Origin of the sequence: Flavobacterium sp. RSSA_27, from assembly GCF_051547125.1 — a bacterium.
Classification (GTDB): Bacteria; Bacteroidota; Bacteroidia; order Flavobacteriales; family Flavobacteriaceae; genus Flavobacterium.
Genome location: NZ_JBPTTN010000003.1, coordinates 1 through 15,866, shown reverse-complemented (window position 1 = coordinate 15,866; position 15,866 = coordinate 1). Strand labels below are relative to the sequence as shown.

Annotated in this window: 16 protein-coding genes and 1 pseudogene; 11 read left to right on the top strand and 6 right to left on the bottom strand. The window is 33.0% G+C overall.

Features of this window, described 5'->3' with window-relative positions; genetic code table 11:
- Positions 1 to 13 precede the first annotated feature (13 nt).
- The gene (locus tag ACSVH5_RS05070) at positions 14 to 1,360 is read left to right on the top strand and encodes an FAD-dependent oxidoreductase (protein WP_438060374.1); all 1,347 of its coding nucleotides are present in this window, start codon (positions 14 to 16) and stop codon (positions 1,358 to 1,360) included.
- A gap of 43 nt (positions 1,361 to 1,403) precedes the next feature.
- Here the strand turns inward: ACSVH5_RS05070 and ACSVH5_RS05065 are convergent, their stop codons facing one another.
- From ACSVH5_RS05065 to ACSVH5_RS05050, 4 genes are all read right to left on the bottom strand, one after another.
- A complete protein-coding gene (locus ACSVH5_RS05065; RefSeq protein WP_438060373.1) occupies positions 1,404 to 1,763 on the bottom strand; it encodes a cupin domain-containing protein in 360 nt (119 codons plus the stop codon).
- 52 nt (positions 1,764 to 1,815) lie between these two features.
- Complete coding sequence (locus tag ACSVH5_RS05060) at positions 1,816 to 2,775, bottom strand: quinone oxidoreductase family protein (protein WP_438060372.1); 960 nt, start codon at positions 2,773 to 2,775, stop codon at positions 1,816 to 1,818.
- A 205-nt stretch (positions 2,776 to 2,980) separates the two neighbouring features.
- Entirely contained in the window at positions 2,981 to 3,349 is a 369-nt protein-coding gene (locus ACSVH5_RS05055) for a DMT family protein (RefSeq protein WP_438060371.1), read from the bottom strand.
- 3 nt (positions 3,350 to 3,352) lie between these two features.
- Positions 3,353 to 4,870: a helicase HerA-like domain-containing protein gene (locus tag ACSVH5_RS05050; protein WP_438060370.1), complete on the bottom strand. Its 1,518-nt coding sequence runs from the start codon at positions 4,868 to 4,870 to the stop codon at positions 3,353 to 3,355.
- A 366-nt stretch (positions 4,871 to 5,236) separates the two neighbouring features.
- On the opposite strand from ACSVH5_RS05050, the gene ACSVH5_RS05045 reads away from it, so the two are divergent.
- The 8 genes from ACSVH5_RS05045 to ACSVH5_RS05010 all read left to right on the top strand — a co-directional run bounded on the left by ACSVH5_RS05045 (position 5,237) and on the right by ACSVH5_RS05010 (position 12,379).
- Positions 5,237 to 6,064 (top strand): MotA/TolQ/ExbB proton channel family protein, encoded by an 828-nt coding sequence (locus tag ACSVH5_RS05045; RefSeq protein WP_438060369.1) that lies wholly within the window; start codon positions 5,237 to 5,239, stop codon positions 6,062 to 6,064.
- Between the two features lie 63 nt (positions 6,065 to 6,127).
- Positions 6,128 to 6,745, top strand: coding sequence for an ExbD/TolR family protein (locus ACSVH5_RS05040; RefSeq protein WP_438060368.1), 618 nt, complete (start codon positions 6,128 to 6,130; stop codon positions 6,743 to 6,745).
- A gap of 20 nt (positions 6,746 to 6,765) precedes the next feature.
- Entirely contained in the window at positions 6,766 to 7,323 is a 558-nt protein-coding gene (locus ACSVH5_RS05035; RefSeq protein WP_438060367.1) for an ExbD/TolR family protein, read from the top strand.
- A gap of 37 nt (positions 7,324 to 7,360) precedes the next feature.
- On the top strand, positions 7,361 to 8,158 hold the full coding sequence (locus tag ACSVH5_RS05030; RefSeq protein ID WP_438060366.1) for an energy transducer TonB: 798 nt from the start codon (positions 7,361 to 7,363) through the stop codon (positions 8,156 to 8,158).
- Positions 8,159 to 8,389: 231 nt separating this feature from the next.
- Positions 8,390 to 9,295 carry a PstS family phosphate ABC transporter substrate-binding protein gene (locus ACSVH5_RS05025; protein ID WP_438060365.1) on the top strand — a complete coding sequence of 302 codons (906 nt, stop codon included), beginning with the start codon at positions 8,390 to 8,392 and terminating at the stop codon, positions 9,293 to 9,295.
- Between the two features lie 22 nt (positions 9,296 to 9,317).
- Positions 9,318 to 10,979, top strand: a complete 1,662-nt coding sequence (locus ACSVH5_RS05020; RefSeq protein WP_438060364.1) for a tetratricopeptide repeat protein — start codon at positions 9,318 to 9,320, stop codon at positions 10,977 to 10,979.
- A 139-nt stretch (positions 10,980 to 11,118) separates the two neighbouring features.
- The gene (locus ACSVH5_RS05015; RefSeq protein ID WP_438060363.1) at positions 11,119 to 11,751 is read left to right on the top strand and encodes a 7-carboxy-7-deazaguanine synthase QueE; all 633 of its coding nucleotides are present in this window, start codon (positions 11,119 to 11,121) and stop codon (positions 11,749 to 11,751) included.
- Between the two features lie 232 nt (positions 11,752 to 11,983).
- Positions 11,984 to 12,379, top strand: a complete 396-nt coding sequence (locus ACSVH5_RS05010; protein ID WP_438060362.1) for an energy transducer TonB — start codon at positions 11,984 to 11,986, stop codon at positions 12,377 to 12,379.
- Positions 12,380 to 12,397: 18 nt separating this feature from the next.
- Here the strand turns inward: ACSVH5_RS05010 and ACSVH5_RS05005 are convergent.
- Both ACSVH5_RS05005 and ACSVH5_RS05000 read right to left on the bottom strand, forming a co-directional pair.
- Positions 12,398 to 12,940: pseudogene (locus tag ACSVH5_RS05005) on the bottom strand (YfiT family bacillithiol transferase).
- 3 nt (positions 12,941 to 12,943) lie between these two features.
- Positions 12,944 to 13,648, bottom strand: coding sequence for a class I SAM-dependent methyltransferase (locus ACSVH5_RS05000; RefSeq protein ID WP_438060361.1), 705 nt, complete (start codon positions 13,646 to 13,648; stop codon positions 12,944 to 12,946).
- A gap of 53 nt (positions 13,649 to 13,701) precedes the next feature.
- Between ACSVH5_RS05000 and ACSVH5_RS04995 the strand changes: the two genes are divergently transcribed.
- Together ACSVH5_RS04995 and ACSVH5_RS04990 are read left to right on the top strand one after the other, a co-directional pair.
- Positions 13,702 to 14,202, top strand: a complete 501-nt coding sequence (locus ACSVH5_RS04995) for a YkgJ family cysteine cluster protein (RefSeq protein ID WP_438060360.1) — start codon at positions 13,702 to 13,704, stop codon at positions 14,200 to 14,202.
- A 42-nt stretch (positions 14,203 to 14,244) separates the two neighbouring features.
- Complete coding sequence (locus ACSVH5_RS04990) at positions 14,245 to 15,471, top strand: ABC transporter permease (protein ID WP_438060359.1); 1,227 nt, start codon at positions 14,245 to 14,247, stop codon at positions 15,469 to 15,471.
- Positions 15,472 to 15,866: the final 395 nt, after the last annotated feature.

Here is a 15,866-nt window from a genome sequence, read left to right as displayed (position 1 = left end):
TTATATTCTTTGAATGCAAACACCTCAAAAAATAGCCGTTGTAGGTTCTGGTTTAGTTGGAACTTTATTGGCAATTTACCTGAAAAAATTAGGGCACACAGTGCATGTCTACGACAGAAGTCCAGACATCAGAACTGTTGAGTTTTCTGGACGTTCTATTAATTTAGTGATGTCTAATCGCGGTTGGAAAACTCTTCAGGACATTGGACTTGAAGATGAAATTAAAAAAATCGGTATTCAGGTAGATAAAAGAGGAATTCATCTCAAAGATGGAACTTTTACGACGCAATTTTACGGAAAAGAAGGAGAATCTATCTTTTCACTCTCACGTGGCGTTCTCAACAGAAAAATGATTGATTTGGCGGAAGAAGCTGGAGCTGAATTCTTTTTTAATAGAAAAATTTGGGATGTTTCTTTGGCGAATGCTTCCCTTTATGAAGGAGAAACCGAACAAGGGGAATGGAAGGAATTAAAGTATGATATAGTTTTTGGAGCCGATGGTGCTTTTTCAAGAGTACGTCATCGTATGCAGCGTCAATCTCAATTTGATTATTCTCAAGAGTTCATGAAGATAGGTTATAAGGAATTGCATATTCCAGCGAATGAAGACGGAACTCATAAAATCGATAAAAACTCACTGCACATTTGGCCTCGTGGCAATTTTATGTTGATGGGCTTGGCCAATTTAGATGGAAGTTTTACTTGTACGTTGTTCATGCCTTTTGAAGGTGAAAATTCGTTTGAAAATTTAAAAGACGAAAGGGCTTTAGTTGATTTTTTTGCAGAATACTTTCCCGACACCAAAGATGTAATACCAGATTTAGTCGAAGATTTTTTTAGAAACCCAACTAGCTATTTGGTGATGACCAAATGTTTTCCTTGGACGCACAGCGATAAAGTGGCCTTAATTGGAGATGCTGCTCATGCGATAGTCCCTTTTTACGGTCATGGAATGAATGCAGGTTTTGAAGACATTACCACGCTGAATGAAATGATTTCGAAATATGGCGACGATTGGAAAACTATTTTTTCTGAATATCAAAAGTCAAGAAAACCCAATGCGGATGCAATTGCCGAACTTTCAAGACGAAATTTTGAAGAAATGAGCTCCAAAACTGCCAACCCCAAATTTTTACTGCAAAAGAAAATCGAGAAATGGTTTTCGGATAAGCATCCAGACAAATGGATGCCCTTGTACAGCCGTGTAACATTTAGTTTACAACCTTATGCTGAAGCTTTGGCTATTGGTGATTTTCAAAATAAAATTATGGAGGAAATCATGCAGTTTCCTGATATTGCCCAAAAATGGGACAGCCCAGAAGTAGAAGAAAAAATTATTCAGTTATTGAATCTAAAATAAAAAAATCCCAAATCTACTTGATGCTAGATTTGGGATTTTTGTTTTATTCGCGATGGACTTTATTGAAATCAAAAGCGGGAGTGCAAATAGCAATATACTCACAAGGCTCCTCAAATGGATTCGAATATTGAACACGCGTATTTTTTTGAATATGTATCGATTGTCCAGCTTCCAGAATTACCGTTTCTCCTTCGATTATAAATTGCTTTTTTCCTTTGATGATATAGGTGTATTCGTCAAACTCCGGGGTTTGAAAAGGTTCACTCCATTTAGGAGGCGCAATCATATGCGCAATAGAAACGTCTCTATTTTGTGTAGTTGGGATGCCGTGATGTTCTTCGATTAGTTTCCCGTCGGTCGTAGGGACAATAAAGGGTGATTTTTGTAAGGTGTATTTTTTCATTTTTTCAAAAGAATAATTTAGTGATGTATCGCTGTACTTGAATTTTGTTGGCTTAAGGAATCAATAATATTTTACTGGAACTTTTTCCTTTTTCTAAATAATCATGTGCTTCTTTACCTTGAGATAAAGGGAAGCGTACAGGTTCGGCAACAGTAATTGCCCCATTTACTATCCAATCAAATAATTGGCTTGATCTTGAGATTCGTTCTTCATGTGAATTAATATAACTCCAAAGATCGCCTCCCGTTAAGGTTTTACTGCTATCCATTAGCATTCTTGGGTCTATAGGATCGGGGTCGCCACCACTCATTCCATAAAAGACCACGGTTCCACATTCTTTAGTTACCTCAAAACTTTGTAATAAAGTAGCTCCAACACTATCAAAAACTACATCTACTCCTTTTTGGTTTGTGATTTCTAATACTTTAGTTGTCCAATTGTCATTTAGAGGTATCGCATAATCAGCTCTGTTACTTTGAATAATCGCTAATTTGTCTTCGTTTCTAGATAAACCAATAACAGTGGCCCCTTTCATTTTGCAAATCTGAGTCAGTAGTTGGCCAACCCCACCTGAAGCAGCATGGATTAACACGATATCATTATTTTTTACTTTATAACTATCGTTAGCCAAATAGTGTGCTGTCAAACCTTGAAGTAAAACAGAAGCGGCCAATTCAAAACTTATACTTTCATGAAGAGGAATAACATGTGCGGAGGGAACAGTTACCAATTCTGCATTAGCAAAAGGTACATCAGTAAAGGCTACACGGTCCCCAATTTTAATGGATGAAACGTTTGATTCGACCACAATTCCGGCTCCTTCGTAACCAGCAATATAAGGAGGATTTCCTTTCAAGTGGTAATTTCCTTTTCTGCGGTAAATGTCTGCATAGTTTAAACCAATAGCTTTCATTTTTACGAGTACTTCATTGTCTTTGATAGTTGGATTGGGAATTTCGATATATTCTAATACATCAGATGTGCCGAATTTGGAAAAGGTCAAGGCTTTCATGTTTTTATTTTATGAGATTTGTGTCGAGTAAATATTGTTTTTAGCCTGCAAATGTATTTTAAATTATGAAATAGAATACCGTGTTTTTTTGATACAATTTAAATTCATTGCAGCTTGAATCTCATAATTTAAAAAAGGAGATACTATAGTTTAATTATAGGTGATAATAAAAACACTCTTTTTTGGTATTTAAAGAACGAAAACGTTACTTTTTAAAAATAAAATAAACGGCTAGCACTAGAAACAAAAAGCCAACAGCATGATTCCATCGAAAGCTTTCATTTTTGAAAAAAAGCAAAGAGAACAAAACAAAAATGATCAAAGTGATGATTTCTTGAATTACTTTTAACTGTACCAAACTAAATGGTCCTCCGTTTTCTTGGTACCCAATTTTATTGGCAGGTACTTGAAAGAAATATTCAAAAAGAGCTAGTCCCCAACTAATGAAAATGATGGTGATAAGTCCTGCATTTTCAAACCATTTGAGTTCTTTGAATTTTAAATGTCCATACCAAGCTAAGGTCATAAATACATTGGACAAAATTAGCAAACCAATAGTTAGTGCACCTTTCATAGCCTATTTTTTGAATAATTTGGACAATATTCCAAAGGCTCCGCGAATGAAGGTAGCACTTGTTACTACTTTCAAAACAGATTTTGTGACTACTTCAGTTGTACTTGGTCCAGAAGAAGTTTTTTCTTCTTTAGCTTCCGTCGCTGCTTGTGTTGCTTGTTCTTGTGCGGCATTTATTTTTTGATTAAGCAATTCGTAAGCGCTTTCTCTATCGATGAGTTCGCTGTATTTTTTGACCAATTTGGATTTAGAATTTATAGCTTGTATTTCACTTTCGGTCAAAACATCCATTCTGCTTGTTGGAGTTCGCATCATCGTTGCTGCTAGTGGAGTAGGAATCCCTTTTTCGTTCAAAGCAGTGACCAAAGCTTCTCCAATTCCTAAACTGGTTAAGAGTTCTTCTGTAATGTAAAACTCGCTTGACGGATAATTATCAGCAGTTTGTTTGATGGATTTACGGTCATTGGCTGTAAAGGCTCTCAAAGCATGTTGAATTTTTAATCCTAATTGTGCCAAAACGCCACTTGGAATGTCCATTGGGTTTTGGGTGATAAAGTATATTCCTATTCCTTTAGAACGAATTAGTTTTACAATAGTTTCAATTTGATCCAAAAGTGCTTTACTGGCTTCATTGAAAATTAAATGTGCCTCGTCGATGAATAAAACCAATTCGGGTTGTTCTGAATCTCCTTTTTCGGGCATCTGTTGGTAAATTTCTGCCAAAAGACTAAGCATAAATGTGGAGAATAATTTGGGTTTATCCTGAATATCATTGAGGCGAAGGATGTTGATATACCCTTTTCCAGTTTCGTCAATTCGCATTAAATCATCAATCTCGAATGATTTTTCTCCAAAAAACAAATCAGCGCCTTGTTGTTCTAATTCGATAATTTTTCTGAGGATTGTACCAGTTGTAGCTGTCGAAATTTTCCCATAAGCATTGGCAATTTCTTCTTTTCCTTCTTCGGTAATGTAATTGATGACTTTTTTGATGTCTTTCAAATCCAAAAGTGGCATTTGATTGTCATCACAATATTTAAAAATTACCGAAACTACACCCGCTTGAGTGTCATTTAAATCCAGTATTCTAGAGAATAGCACTGGACCAAACTCAGAAATTGTTGCTCTTAGTCGAACCCCGCCTTGTTCAGACAGTGAAAGTAGTTCTACAGGGTAACTTGAGGGACTAAATGGAATGTTTATTTTTTGGTGACGTTCTGTTATGAAAGACTTTTCTTCACCAGGCATTGCTACACCACTAAAGTCACCTTTGATGTCCATCATTAATACTGGAATTCCTTTAGAAGATAATTGTTCAGAAAGTATTTGTATCGTCTTTGTTTTACCTGTTCCAGTCGCGCCAGCAATTAATCCATGCCGATTTAAAGTTTTTAAGGGAATTTTTACAAAAGTATCAACTAAGGGTTGCCCGTCTAAAATTGCTCCTCCTAATAGTATACTCTCACCTTTAGTGGTATAGCCCTCAATAATTGTGTTTTTAAAATCAATTTCTCGCTTCATTTTTGATAGGTTTTTGTAACTGCAAGTTATTGTTTTTTTGAAAACTTTCAATCTAGTTTTTTTAATAAAAAATGAGCATTAGTCATAAATTTGTAGGAATCCTGATTTTTTTAACGCTTTTTTAAAGTTAGTAAATTCTTATTTTTGAGTTGTTTTGAAGTTTATTTTTTGAGAATAAAATGTTAAAAAAGTCTTTTTACTAACAATTATGTGTAATTATGAATTAATGCACTAGTTTTTCAAATCAGAACATCAAATTTTACCACTAAAAAAGTTTTTTTATTTCAACTAAACATATAAATTTGCCATTCTACAAGTTTATTATAACGAAAAATAAATTATTTAAAATTTTTAAAATTAAAAAAAATGGCAAACGTTAAAGCAAAAAAAGAAAGCACTTCAAATGGTGGAGGAATGGTTTCAGGAATTATTATCTTATCATGTGTATTTGTAGGATGGTTAGTATGGACTTTTATTATGGGAGATGGTGCTAATTTTGAAGGAGGCGTAAACACAGGTCATCCACTACCAGGAAATTATTTAGCAATGGTTTATAAAGGTGGTCCTATCGTTCCAGTTTTGATGGGATTATTATTAATGGTGATCGTATTTTCTTTTGAAAGATACATGGTGATCACTAAAGCTGCTGGAAAAGGTAACTTAGATACTTTCATGAAAAAAGTACAAGGAGATATTAAAGAAGGTAAAATTGATGAAGCTATCGCTGCTTGTGACAAACAACAAGGTTCTGTAGCTAATGCAATTAAATCTGCTTTAGTGAAATACCAAGACGTTAAAAAAGAAGGATTCAATTCTGAAGAAGCTTCTGAAACGATCCACAAAGAAATCGAAGAGGCTACTTCATTAGAAATGCCAATGCTAGAGAAAAACATGACTATCATTTCTTCATTAGTATCTTTAGGAACTCTTGCTGGTTTGTTAGGAACAGTAACAGGGATGATTAAAGCATTTGGTGCGTTAGCAACTGCAGGTACTCCTGACCAAGCTGCTCTAGCAAATGGTATCTCTGAGGCACTTATCAATACAGCTACGGGTATCTCTACTTCTGTATTAGCAATTATCTCTTATAACTTCTTTACTTCTAAAATTGACGATTTAACTTACTCTATCGATGAGGCTGGTACTACTATCGTTAATACTTACAGAAAATTTAGAGGTAGCTTAAAACAATAATTAATATTAAATTAGAGTTGTAAAATTAAAACTCTAGGTTTAATTTAAAATAAAACAAAGAAAATGGCAGAATTAAATACTAAAGGAGGAAAAAAATCCACATCCATTGATATGACCGCGATGTGTGATGTTGCGTTCCTTTTGCTAACGTTCTTTATTTTGACTGCTACCGCTAAAGCTCCTGAAGTTTTACCAGTGGATACGCCACAGTCTACCGTGCAAACTAAATTGCCAACGGATAACTTGGCTACCATCACAATTGGTAAAGGAAAAGTGTTTTTTGATTTAAAAGGAAGAGAAGTTCGTAAAAAAACCCTTGAATTAATGGGGCAAAAGTACGATTTAGAATTTTCTGATGATGATACAAACAAGTTTGCGATCATGGAAAGTTTTGGTGTGCCAATTCAAAATCTAAAGCAAATATTAGATATGAAGGCAGCTGATAGAACGAGAGCAGGTCAACCAGGTATTCCTAAAGACTCTTTAGATAATCAATTGAAAGAATGGCTTTTAAATGCAAGACGTGCTAATATTGATATCAATGATAAAGAATTAGAGATAGCAATCAAAGGTGACGCTAAAGAAGAATACGGTACAATTAAACAAGTAATGGATATTTTGCAAGATCAAAAAATCAACAACTTTAGTTTGGTTACTGGTTTAAGAGGAAAGAATTTTTAATTAAATAAAGACACACTATAATGGCTGAATTAAATACCGGTGGTGGAGGCAAAAAAGGTGGTGGAAAAGTAAGAAGTAAAAAGCAAAATTCAAAAGTAGATTTAACTGCTATGGTGGATTTGGCCTTCTTATTAATTACCTTCTTTATGTTGACTACAACACTATCAAAACCTCAATCTATGAATTTGGGGTTGCCAGATAAAGAAGATAATCCCGAAAAGAAACAAGATATCAAAGTAGATGAAAATCGTACAATGACAATTTTGCTTGGGGAGAATGGAAAGTTAGTATCTTACATGGGTATGATCAGTGCGCCACTTGCTGCTCCTAAAGATTTTGCATATGGAAAAGAAGGTATTCGTAAAGAATTGCTTTCTAGAAGAAAATCAGTTTTAGAATATTCTGCTGCAAAAGGGAAACCTAAAAATGGAATCATTGTAATTATCAAACCAAGTAAAAAAGCAACTTACCGCAACTTAGTGGATATATTAGACGAAATGGCTATAGTAGAAGTGCCTACTTATGCTATAGTAAACGAGTTTACGCCAGAAGAAACAAAATTGTTAGCGGCAAAATAGTATAGCTAATTTGTCTATAACCTAATAATTAAGAAAAATGAAATTAGATATATTAAAAAATCAATGGCTTGATATCGTTTTTGAAGGACGTAACAAACTGTATGGTGCTTATGAATTGAGAAAATCAAATCGTAAGACTTCAATGAGAGCACTTGTTTTTGGTGCAATCGTTTTCAGTTTGGCAGTTAGTGCGCCACTTATTGCAAGTTTATTGCCTAGCTCTTCTGATGAAGATGAAAATCTGGATGTGAAAATCACAGCAGTTAAGTTGCCTCCAAAAAAACAAGAAGAGAAAAAACCAGATATTCCTCCACCACCTCCACCACCAAAAGTGGATCAAGTGAAGTTTGTGAAACCGGTTGTAGCAAAAGCAGAAGACGTTGTTGAGGAAATCGTGGAAGTAAAAGAAATCAAAGACAAGAAAATCGGAGCTGAAACTATAAAAGGTGATCCTGATGCAGTATTGACAGTTGATGAGCCAGTTGGCACCGGTACTGCAGCTGTTGTTGAAGAGGATAACACAGTATATAATACTGCAGGTATTGAGCAAAAACCTGAATTCCCAGGAGGTATGGATAAATTCTACAAATTCGTAGGTAATAATTATCAAACACCTGAAGAAGAAGGTTTAAAAGGTAAAGTTTATGTAACTTTTGTTGTTGAAAAAGATGGTTCGTTAACAGATATTAAGGTCTTAAGAGATATCGGTTACGGTACAGGAAAAGAAGCTATTCGAGTATTAAGCAAATGCCCAAAATGGATACCTGGAGAACAAAATGGTAAAAAAGTTAGGGTATTATACTCTCTTCCTATTACTATTCAATCAGCAGAATAATGAATGTAAATTTAGTTGATAATATGAAGAAGAAATCGCCTAAAGAGCGATTTCTTCTCGTTATAGGCTTGTTGTTTTTTCTAGTCTATCTGTTTTTAGGTTTAATGGTTATTTTTTGGAAAGATTTTCCATTGCAAATGGAATATAATTACCGAATCGCTTTGGGATTAGTATTGATTGTTTATTCCATTATCCGTTTTTTTAGATTTTTTCAATCGAATAAATAAAGTCATGAAATTAATTAATTTGGCACCCATTTTTTTTGCTTTTATCAGTTTGCAATCATGTAAATATGATAGAAATGAAGAGACTATTTTGAAGGGAAATGTTGAAGTTACTGTTGATGAAACTGTCTTGCCTTTGATTCAAGATCAGGCCGATGTTTTTCAAAGCAAGTATGATGCCACCATTAAGTTAACTCCAAAATCAGAGGGAGAAACTTTAAATGATTTATTTAAGGGTAAAACAGGTGTAGCCATTTTAACTAGGGATTTAAGTGATCAGGAAAAAAATAACTTTGCTCAAAAAAAAATTATACCAAAAATCACTAATTTTGCTATTGACGCAATTGCTTTTGTAGGTAATAAATCCTCCAACGATACATTACTTTCTTTAAAGGATGTTGTCGATTTTATGAAAGGAAATGGTAATAGTGCCATTAAAGGACTAGTGTTTGATAATCCTAATTCAAGTACAGTGAGTTGTATTAAAAATTTAGCAAAAGTTCACTCACTACCTGAAAAAGGCGTTTATTCCTTTCGATCCAATGAAGAAGTAATTAAGTTTGTTTCAGAAAATACTGGATTGATTGGTGTAATCGGGATGAATTGGATTTCGGAGCCTACTCCAAATATGATCAAATATTTGAATAATGTAAATGTTTTAAGTGTTAAAGGATTGAATAGTAAACAGTATATTAGTCCAACACAAAATAACATAGCGGAAGGAACTTATCCATTGGCACGTGATTTGTATATTGTAAATTGTCAAGGTTATAGTGGGCTAGGTATGGGATTTGCCTCATTTATTGCTGGTGACGTTGGTCAAAGAATCGTTCTTAAGGCTGGTTTGTTACCAGTGCGTGTACCTGGACGGAAAATAATCGTAAGAGATCAAATTGAGAATACAAAAGAATAGAAAATAAATAAATTTATAGAAGATGAATAAGTTAAAAATTTTTAGTGTTGCGTTTTTTGCTTCAACTGCTCTTGTTAATGCACAAGATATTGATCAGGCTAAAAAGGCAATTGATGCTGAACAGTTTGAAAAAGCTAAATCGATGTTGAAATCTGTTTTGCAAGCTAAACCTTCCAATGGAACTGCTTCCTTTTTATTAGGAAATGTTTATATGCAGCAAAAAGAAACGGATTCTGCAAAAATTTATTATCAAAAAGGAATTACAGGCTCTGAAGGTGCGAAGCTAAATTATATTGGTTTGGGACAAATTGATTTAGATGCTGACAATAAAAGTGCTGCACAAGCTAATTTCGATTTGGCAATTAAAGAAGCTAAACGAAAAGACGCTACTGTACCTACTTATATTGCCCGCGCATATATGAATAGTACCAAACCTGATACTAAAAGTGCGATTGCTATTTTAGAAAAGGCAAAATTAGATAGTCCTCAAAATGCAGATTTGTTTTTAGCGATTGGTGATGCTTATTATTTGGATAACAAACAAAATGAAGCTTACTCTGCTTATAGAAACGCATTCCAAATTGATCCTACAATGTTACGTGCTAAGATGCAATTGGGTGTTTTATTAAAAGGAGCTAAGTCATATGATTTAGCAATTAATGCATTTAATGAAGTTATTGCTATTAATCCTAATTATGGGCCTGTTTATAGAGAATTAGCTGAAACCTATTATAAATGGGGAAGAAATAAACCGTCAAAAGCAACAGAAAATATGCAATTGGCATTGACAAATTATGATAAGTATATGTCTTTGACCGATTACTCTTTGGCATCAAGAATGAGAAGAGCAGATTTTTTGGTATTACTTAAGAATTGGACAGAATTAGAAAAAGAAGGTAACAAAATGATTGAATTAAATAAAGTTAATCCAAGAATTTATCGTTACCTAGCTTATTCAGCATTTGAAAATGGGAATGTTGATTTAGCAATGAAATCTTTAGAAAGTTTTATGGCTAATCCAAATAGTAAAATTATCCCTAAAGATTATATTTATTACGCTGAGATTAAATTTAAAAAAGCAATTGCTGCTGATGGTTTGTCAATGGATCCAAACTTATACAATTCTGGTTTGGCAGATTTGAATAAAGCTCTTGTTTTAGAACCCTTAGCTACTGAAGACTTGAATGATATAGGTAAGAAATTATTCTCTAAGAAATTTTACAAAGAGGCAGCTGGTATTTTTGAACTAGGTACTAAAAAATCAGAAGACAAGAATTATGTAGATGATAATATTTATTACGGTTTGTCTATATTTTATGCAAATAGTAAAAAGGATACTAAACCAGATTTAGTACAGTTGCAAAGCGCCGAGACTGCTTTTGATAGAGTACTCGTAGCTGCTCCTTCTTACCAAGACGCTTTCCTTTATAAAGCACGCGTTAATAGATTGGCTGAGAAAGAGGATTTAATTATCAAAAATTATGAAGCTTATATTGCTAAATTAACTGAAAAAGGTGACTTAAATAATGCTACTCACAAAGCTAAAATAATTGAAAGTTACAACAATTTAGCAGCTAGCTATGCTAATAAAGATAAAACTAAAGCAATTGAATATTTTACTAAAACTTTGGCTGTTGATCCAACCAACGAATATGCAACCAAATCATTAGCTACATTAAAGTAATTCAATTAGTGTTATAAAAAGCGATAACTAATAAATGTTATCGCTTTTTTTTTAGTACATACTTCTATTACTAGTAACTTTTAAAGCAATTTTAGCCTTAGTTTTTAAAATAGTATCTTTGCATTTATAATAGAAAAAAATGTTATCAAAAGAAGTTCAGTTAGAAGTGAATAAAGGGGCAATGTTGCCACTGATGGAAGAATTTTATACCATTCAAGGTGAAGGCAGTCATACAGGTACTGCAGCTTATTTTATTCGTATTGGAGGCTGCGATGTTGGCTGTCATTGGTGCGATGTAAAGGAAAGTTGGAATGCAGAATTACATCCCCCCACTGCTGTTAATCGTATAGTTGAAAATGCGTCAAAATTTGCAGATACTGTCGTAGTTACTGGTGGAGAACCCTTAACTTGGGATATGACTTTACTAACTTCAAAGTTAAAAGAACGAAATTTGAAAATACATATTGAAACCTCTGGCGCTTATCCACTTTCTGGGACTTGGGATTGGATTTGTTTGTCACCAAAAAAAAACAAATTGCCTACTCAAACTGTATATGATAATGCAGATGAACTCAAAGTAATTATTTTTAATAAACATGATTTTATTTTTGCAGAAGAGCAAGCTCTGAAAGTTAATCATAAAGCGCTTCTTTTTCTTCAGCCAGAATGGAGTAAAAAAGAAGAAATGACACCTTTAATTGTAGAGTATGTCATGAACAATCCCAAGTGGCGTGTTTCTTTGCAAACCCATAAGTACTTAAACATACCTTAAGTTGTTTCTTTTCTTTAATAAAAGAAAGGCAATACATCTTTTTTAATCTTTCATATTTTTATGCTTGTTTTTTTAAGGCATTAGTATTTAATATGTTGCATTTTTTAATTGTTAAATTCTGAAAAACAATATTGCTTTTTTAGAGTATCTGTTTTTTTTTTTATTGATTTTGGGATATATTTACAATTCAGCTATACATAGTAGTTGATTTTTTTTATTAAATCCCCAAATGATGAAAAGAATTTTATTTATTGCAATGTGGTTTTTTATGTTTTGTACTGGTCATGCACAAGATCTTAGCATGGCCAACGATGAAATTGTTCCTTACAATGATGTTGAATTAAGACCTGAATTACCGGGTAATTATTCTAGTTTCATGGATTTTGTTTCAAAAAATTTTTCAATGCCTGAATATGAAGGCCCTACTGGTTATTTAAAAGTAGGTTTTGTTATAGAACCAAATGGATTAGTATCGAATGTAAAGGTTTTAAAATCTCTAGATTCAACTTCATCCGAAGTAATTAAAAAAGTGATGACTAAATGCCCGCAATGGAAACCAGGAGAGCATAATGGTAAGCCAGTGAGGGTTTATTATGAGTTTTCATTGAAGTTAATGAATCAGAGTTAATAAAAGAGGAAAAAATGATTACCATTTTTTCCTCTTTTTTAATTCAGTAATATGTGCAAGATGATGTTTGCAATGCCACGCATAGGTACATATTATTTCTTTTATAGAAATTGTCTTATCATATTCAGGGTGGATAAATGTCTTATTTAATTCCTCTTCATTCAGATTTCTTAACAGGTAGCCCAAACGAAAGTGAAGTCCTTTTAGTAATTCTAAAGTAGGTATAATTGGCATTGTTGTGTTGTCAAAACCTTCTCCCCATAAACTCTCTTCTTAATATTTAATAGTTGGTTTGTTTTCTGTTAACGCCCATTTAATTCTAATGAAGCAGTTCATATGACTGTCGGCACAATGATGAATTACCTGTCTAATTGTCCATCCTTGCGGGCGATAAGGGGTGTTCAATTGTTCATCATTTAATTCAGAGACTTCATTTTTTATTTGTTCTACAAAAAGTTCAATCTCTTCTATTTTTTCATTTAGAAAAGTTTTTGTGAATTGATCTGGAACTTTAAATTTTCCTATAGGATATTGAAGTTTTTCAATTTCTTTATGGTCCATGGCTTAAAGAGTTAGTTTGGCTAAATAATCAAAATGCTCTCCTTCTATTATTAATTCGCATTTTAATTCGTTGGCATGTGCAATATTTTGTAATGTATTGTAATCAAGGTAAAGCCAAGGAAATGCATCTTCAGTTTGGTTTTTGTAGCTTAATTTGAAAGTTAGTTCGCCATAGTAGTTCGAACCAGGTATCCATTTTCCTCCATCATCATCTTCATCGAACATATAAATGATGTCAGAGGAGTCTATAAGAATTTGTCCTCCAATAGAAAGGAGCTTTTTTAGTTTTGTTAAGTATTTAGGGGTTTCGTCTAGTGTGCCAAAAATACCTGTACCATTCATTATCAACAATATGGTGTCATATTTAGTGTTTTCCTCTAATTCTAAAATATGGCAAACTTTAGTTTGTTTGACGCCTCTGGCTTTGCATGTTGCTATGGCTTTTTTGGATATATCAACAGCCGTGATATCTAGATGATTTTTTTGTAAAGCTAAACTATGGCTTCCTGCACCACAACCCACATCGAGTACTTTTCCTCTAGATAAATCTAGTGCTTTTTGTTCAATTTTTGGCATGTTTTCATATGTTCTAAACAAATAACTTACATCCATTTCATCTTCTTCAGATATTGAGGTTTCGGTGATTATGTTTTCTGGAGAGTTATTGAAATAATAATCATATATAGCGTGTCCAAAAAGGTCTTTCATTTTTGTCGGTTTTTTAGTGATTTAAGTTTACTTTTGTGTTTTAACCTAAAGCTATGCAGTTAAAGCCTGATTTATCAGAAATAAAGAAACTCGCCAAAGATAAGCATAACGAAAACAAAAAGTATTTCGATAAGCTAAAAAAGAAAGCACCAAAAAATATTGATTATTTAATGCAAGAGATGCATGATGATGAATTTAAAAAAACCGATTGTTTGGATTGTGCCAATTGTTGTAAAACCACAGGTCCTTTGTTTACATCAGCCGATATAGAGAGGATTTCAAAACATTTGAGATTAAAGCCTCAGCAATTTATAGCTCAGTATCTTCGGATAGATGAAGAGCAAGATTATGTCTTGCAATCTGTGCCTTGTTTCTTTTTAGATCAAGATAATACTTGTTTTATTTATGATGTTCGTCCTAAAGCATGTAGGGAATTTCCACACACTGATCGAAAGAAGTTTCAACAAATCACTAATATTACTTTGAAAAACATTCCTATTTGTCCTGCAGTATATAATATTGTGGAGGAAATGAAAAAAAGAATCCCTTTGTAGCTTACAAATTCAATACTTGTTTTAATTTAAACCTTCTTTCTCTTGAAATTAGAATATTTTATCGCCAAACGTTTAGTTACTTCCAAGGATAATAAAAGTAGTATCTCTGCTCCTATAATTAACATTGCTATTGCAGCAATTGCTATCGGTATCATTATGATGATGGTTTCTGTGGCAACAGGAATTGGTTTGCAGCAAAAAATTAGGGAAAAAATTGCTGCTTTTAATGGGCATATTGTAATTGCTAATTTCGATAGTAATCAATCAGAAGCAACTCTAGTTCCAGTTGCTTTAAGACAGTCATTTTATCCAAATTTTAAAGAAATTCCTGAAGTAAATCATATTCAAGCGGTTGCAGTAAAAGCGGGTATAATTAGGACTGAAACTGCTTTTGAAGGGGTTATGTTCAAAGGAGTGGGTATGGATTATGATTGGAAATATATTCAAGAATACTTGGTAAAGGGTAGGTTGCCTATTGTTAGAGGTAATCTTAATCAAGAAGTGGTGGTTTCAGAATTTATTGCTTCAAGATTGCAATTAAAGTTAGGAGATTCTTTTCATGCTTATTTTATGAAATCCAACGGGTATAATGTTAGGAATTTTAAAATTGTTGGAATTTTTAATTCGGGCTTTCAAGAATTTGATGCGTCTTATATTATTGGTGATTTAAGACATGTACAGCGATTAAATAAATGGACGGCCAATCAAGTAGGTGCTTTTGAAGTATTCGTAAATAATTTTAATGAAATCGAAAGTATAGGTGAAAAAGTTTATCAAGAAACTTCATCAACCCTAGATAGCAAAACTATTGTAGAAAAGTATAGTTACATTTTTGATTGGTTAAAATTGTTTGATATTAATATTATTGTCATCTTGGTTGTTATGATTCTTGTTGCGACTATTAATATGGTAGTGGCTTTATTAGTGTTGATTTTAGAGCGTACCCAAATGATTGGTATATTAAAAGCGCTTGGTGCAGACAACTGGTCTATCAGGAAAATATTCCTTTATAACGCCTTGTATTTAATCATTAGGGGATTGTTCTGGGGTAATTTGATTGGTGTTGCTATACTTATTGTTCAGCACTATTTTGGGATTGTTAAACTTAATCCAGAAAATTATTATGTAAACCAAGCTCCGGTTTATTTTAACATGATGTATATAGTACTACTTAATATCATGACTGTTGTGGTTTGTTTCTTGGTTTTACTGTTGCCCTCATATATAATAACGCGTATTTTTCCAGTAAGAGCTATTCGTTATGAGTAGTATTTGGGCGTTCTCCTTATATATAGTAGACTATTTTTTCCTTAAACTTTAAAATGGGCTTTTCACTGTTGTCTCTAACGCATTTGAAGAATATATGGCAATATTTGGTTGTTTTGGGGTTTCAATTTTAATGAATTCCTATTTTGGCATGTGTTTTCTTTGGAAAATCATAAAAAGTGAAAGTATAAATAGCACACTATTAAAGCATTAAAAAATAAACTCCAAAAATAGCTAAAAAAAGCTTGTTAAAACGGAAAAAGGTGTTACTTTTGCACCCGCAATAGCGCAAGCGTTCTACTAAATACTGACAACGAATAGATATAATCGAAATTAGGTTTTCGAAAAAAAATATCAAAAAAAGTTTGTGAGAAATAAAAACGCTGCTTACCTTTGCG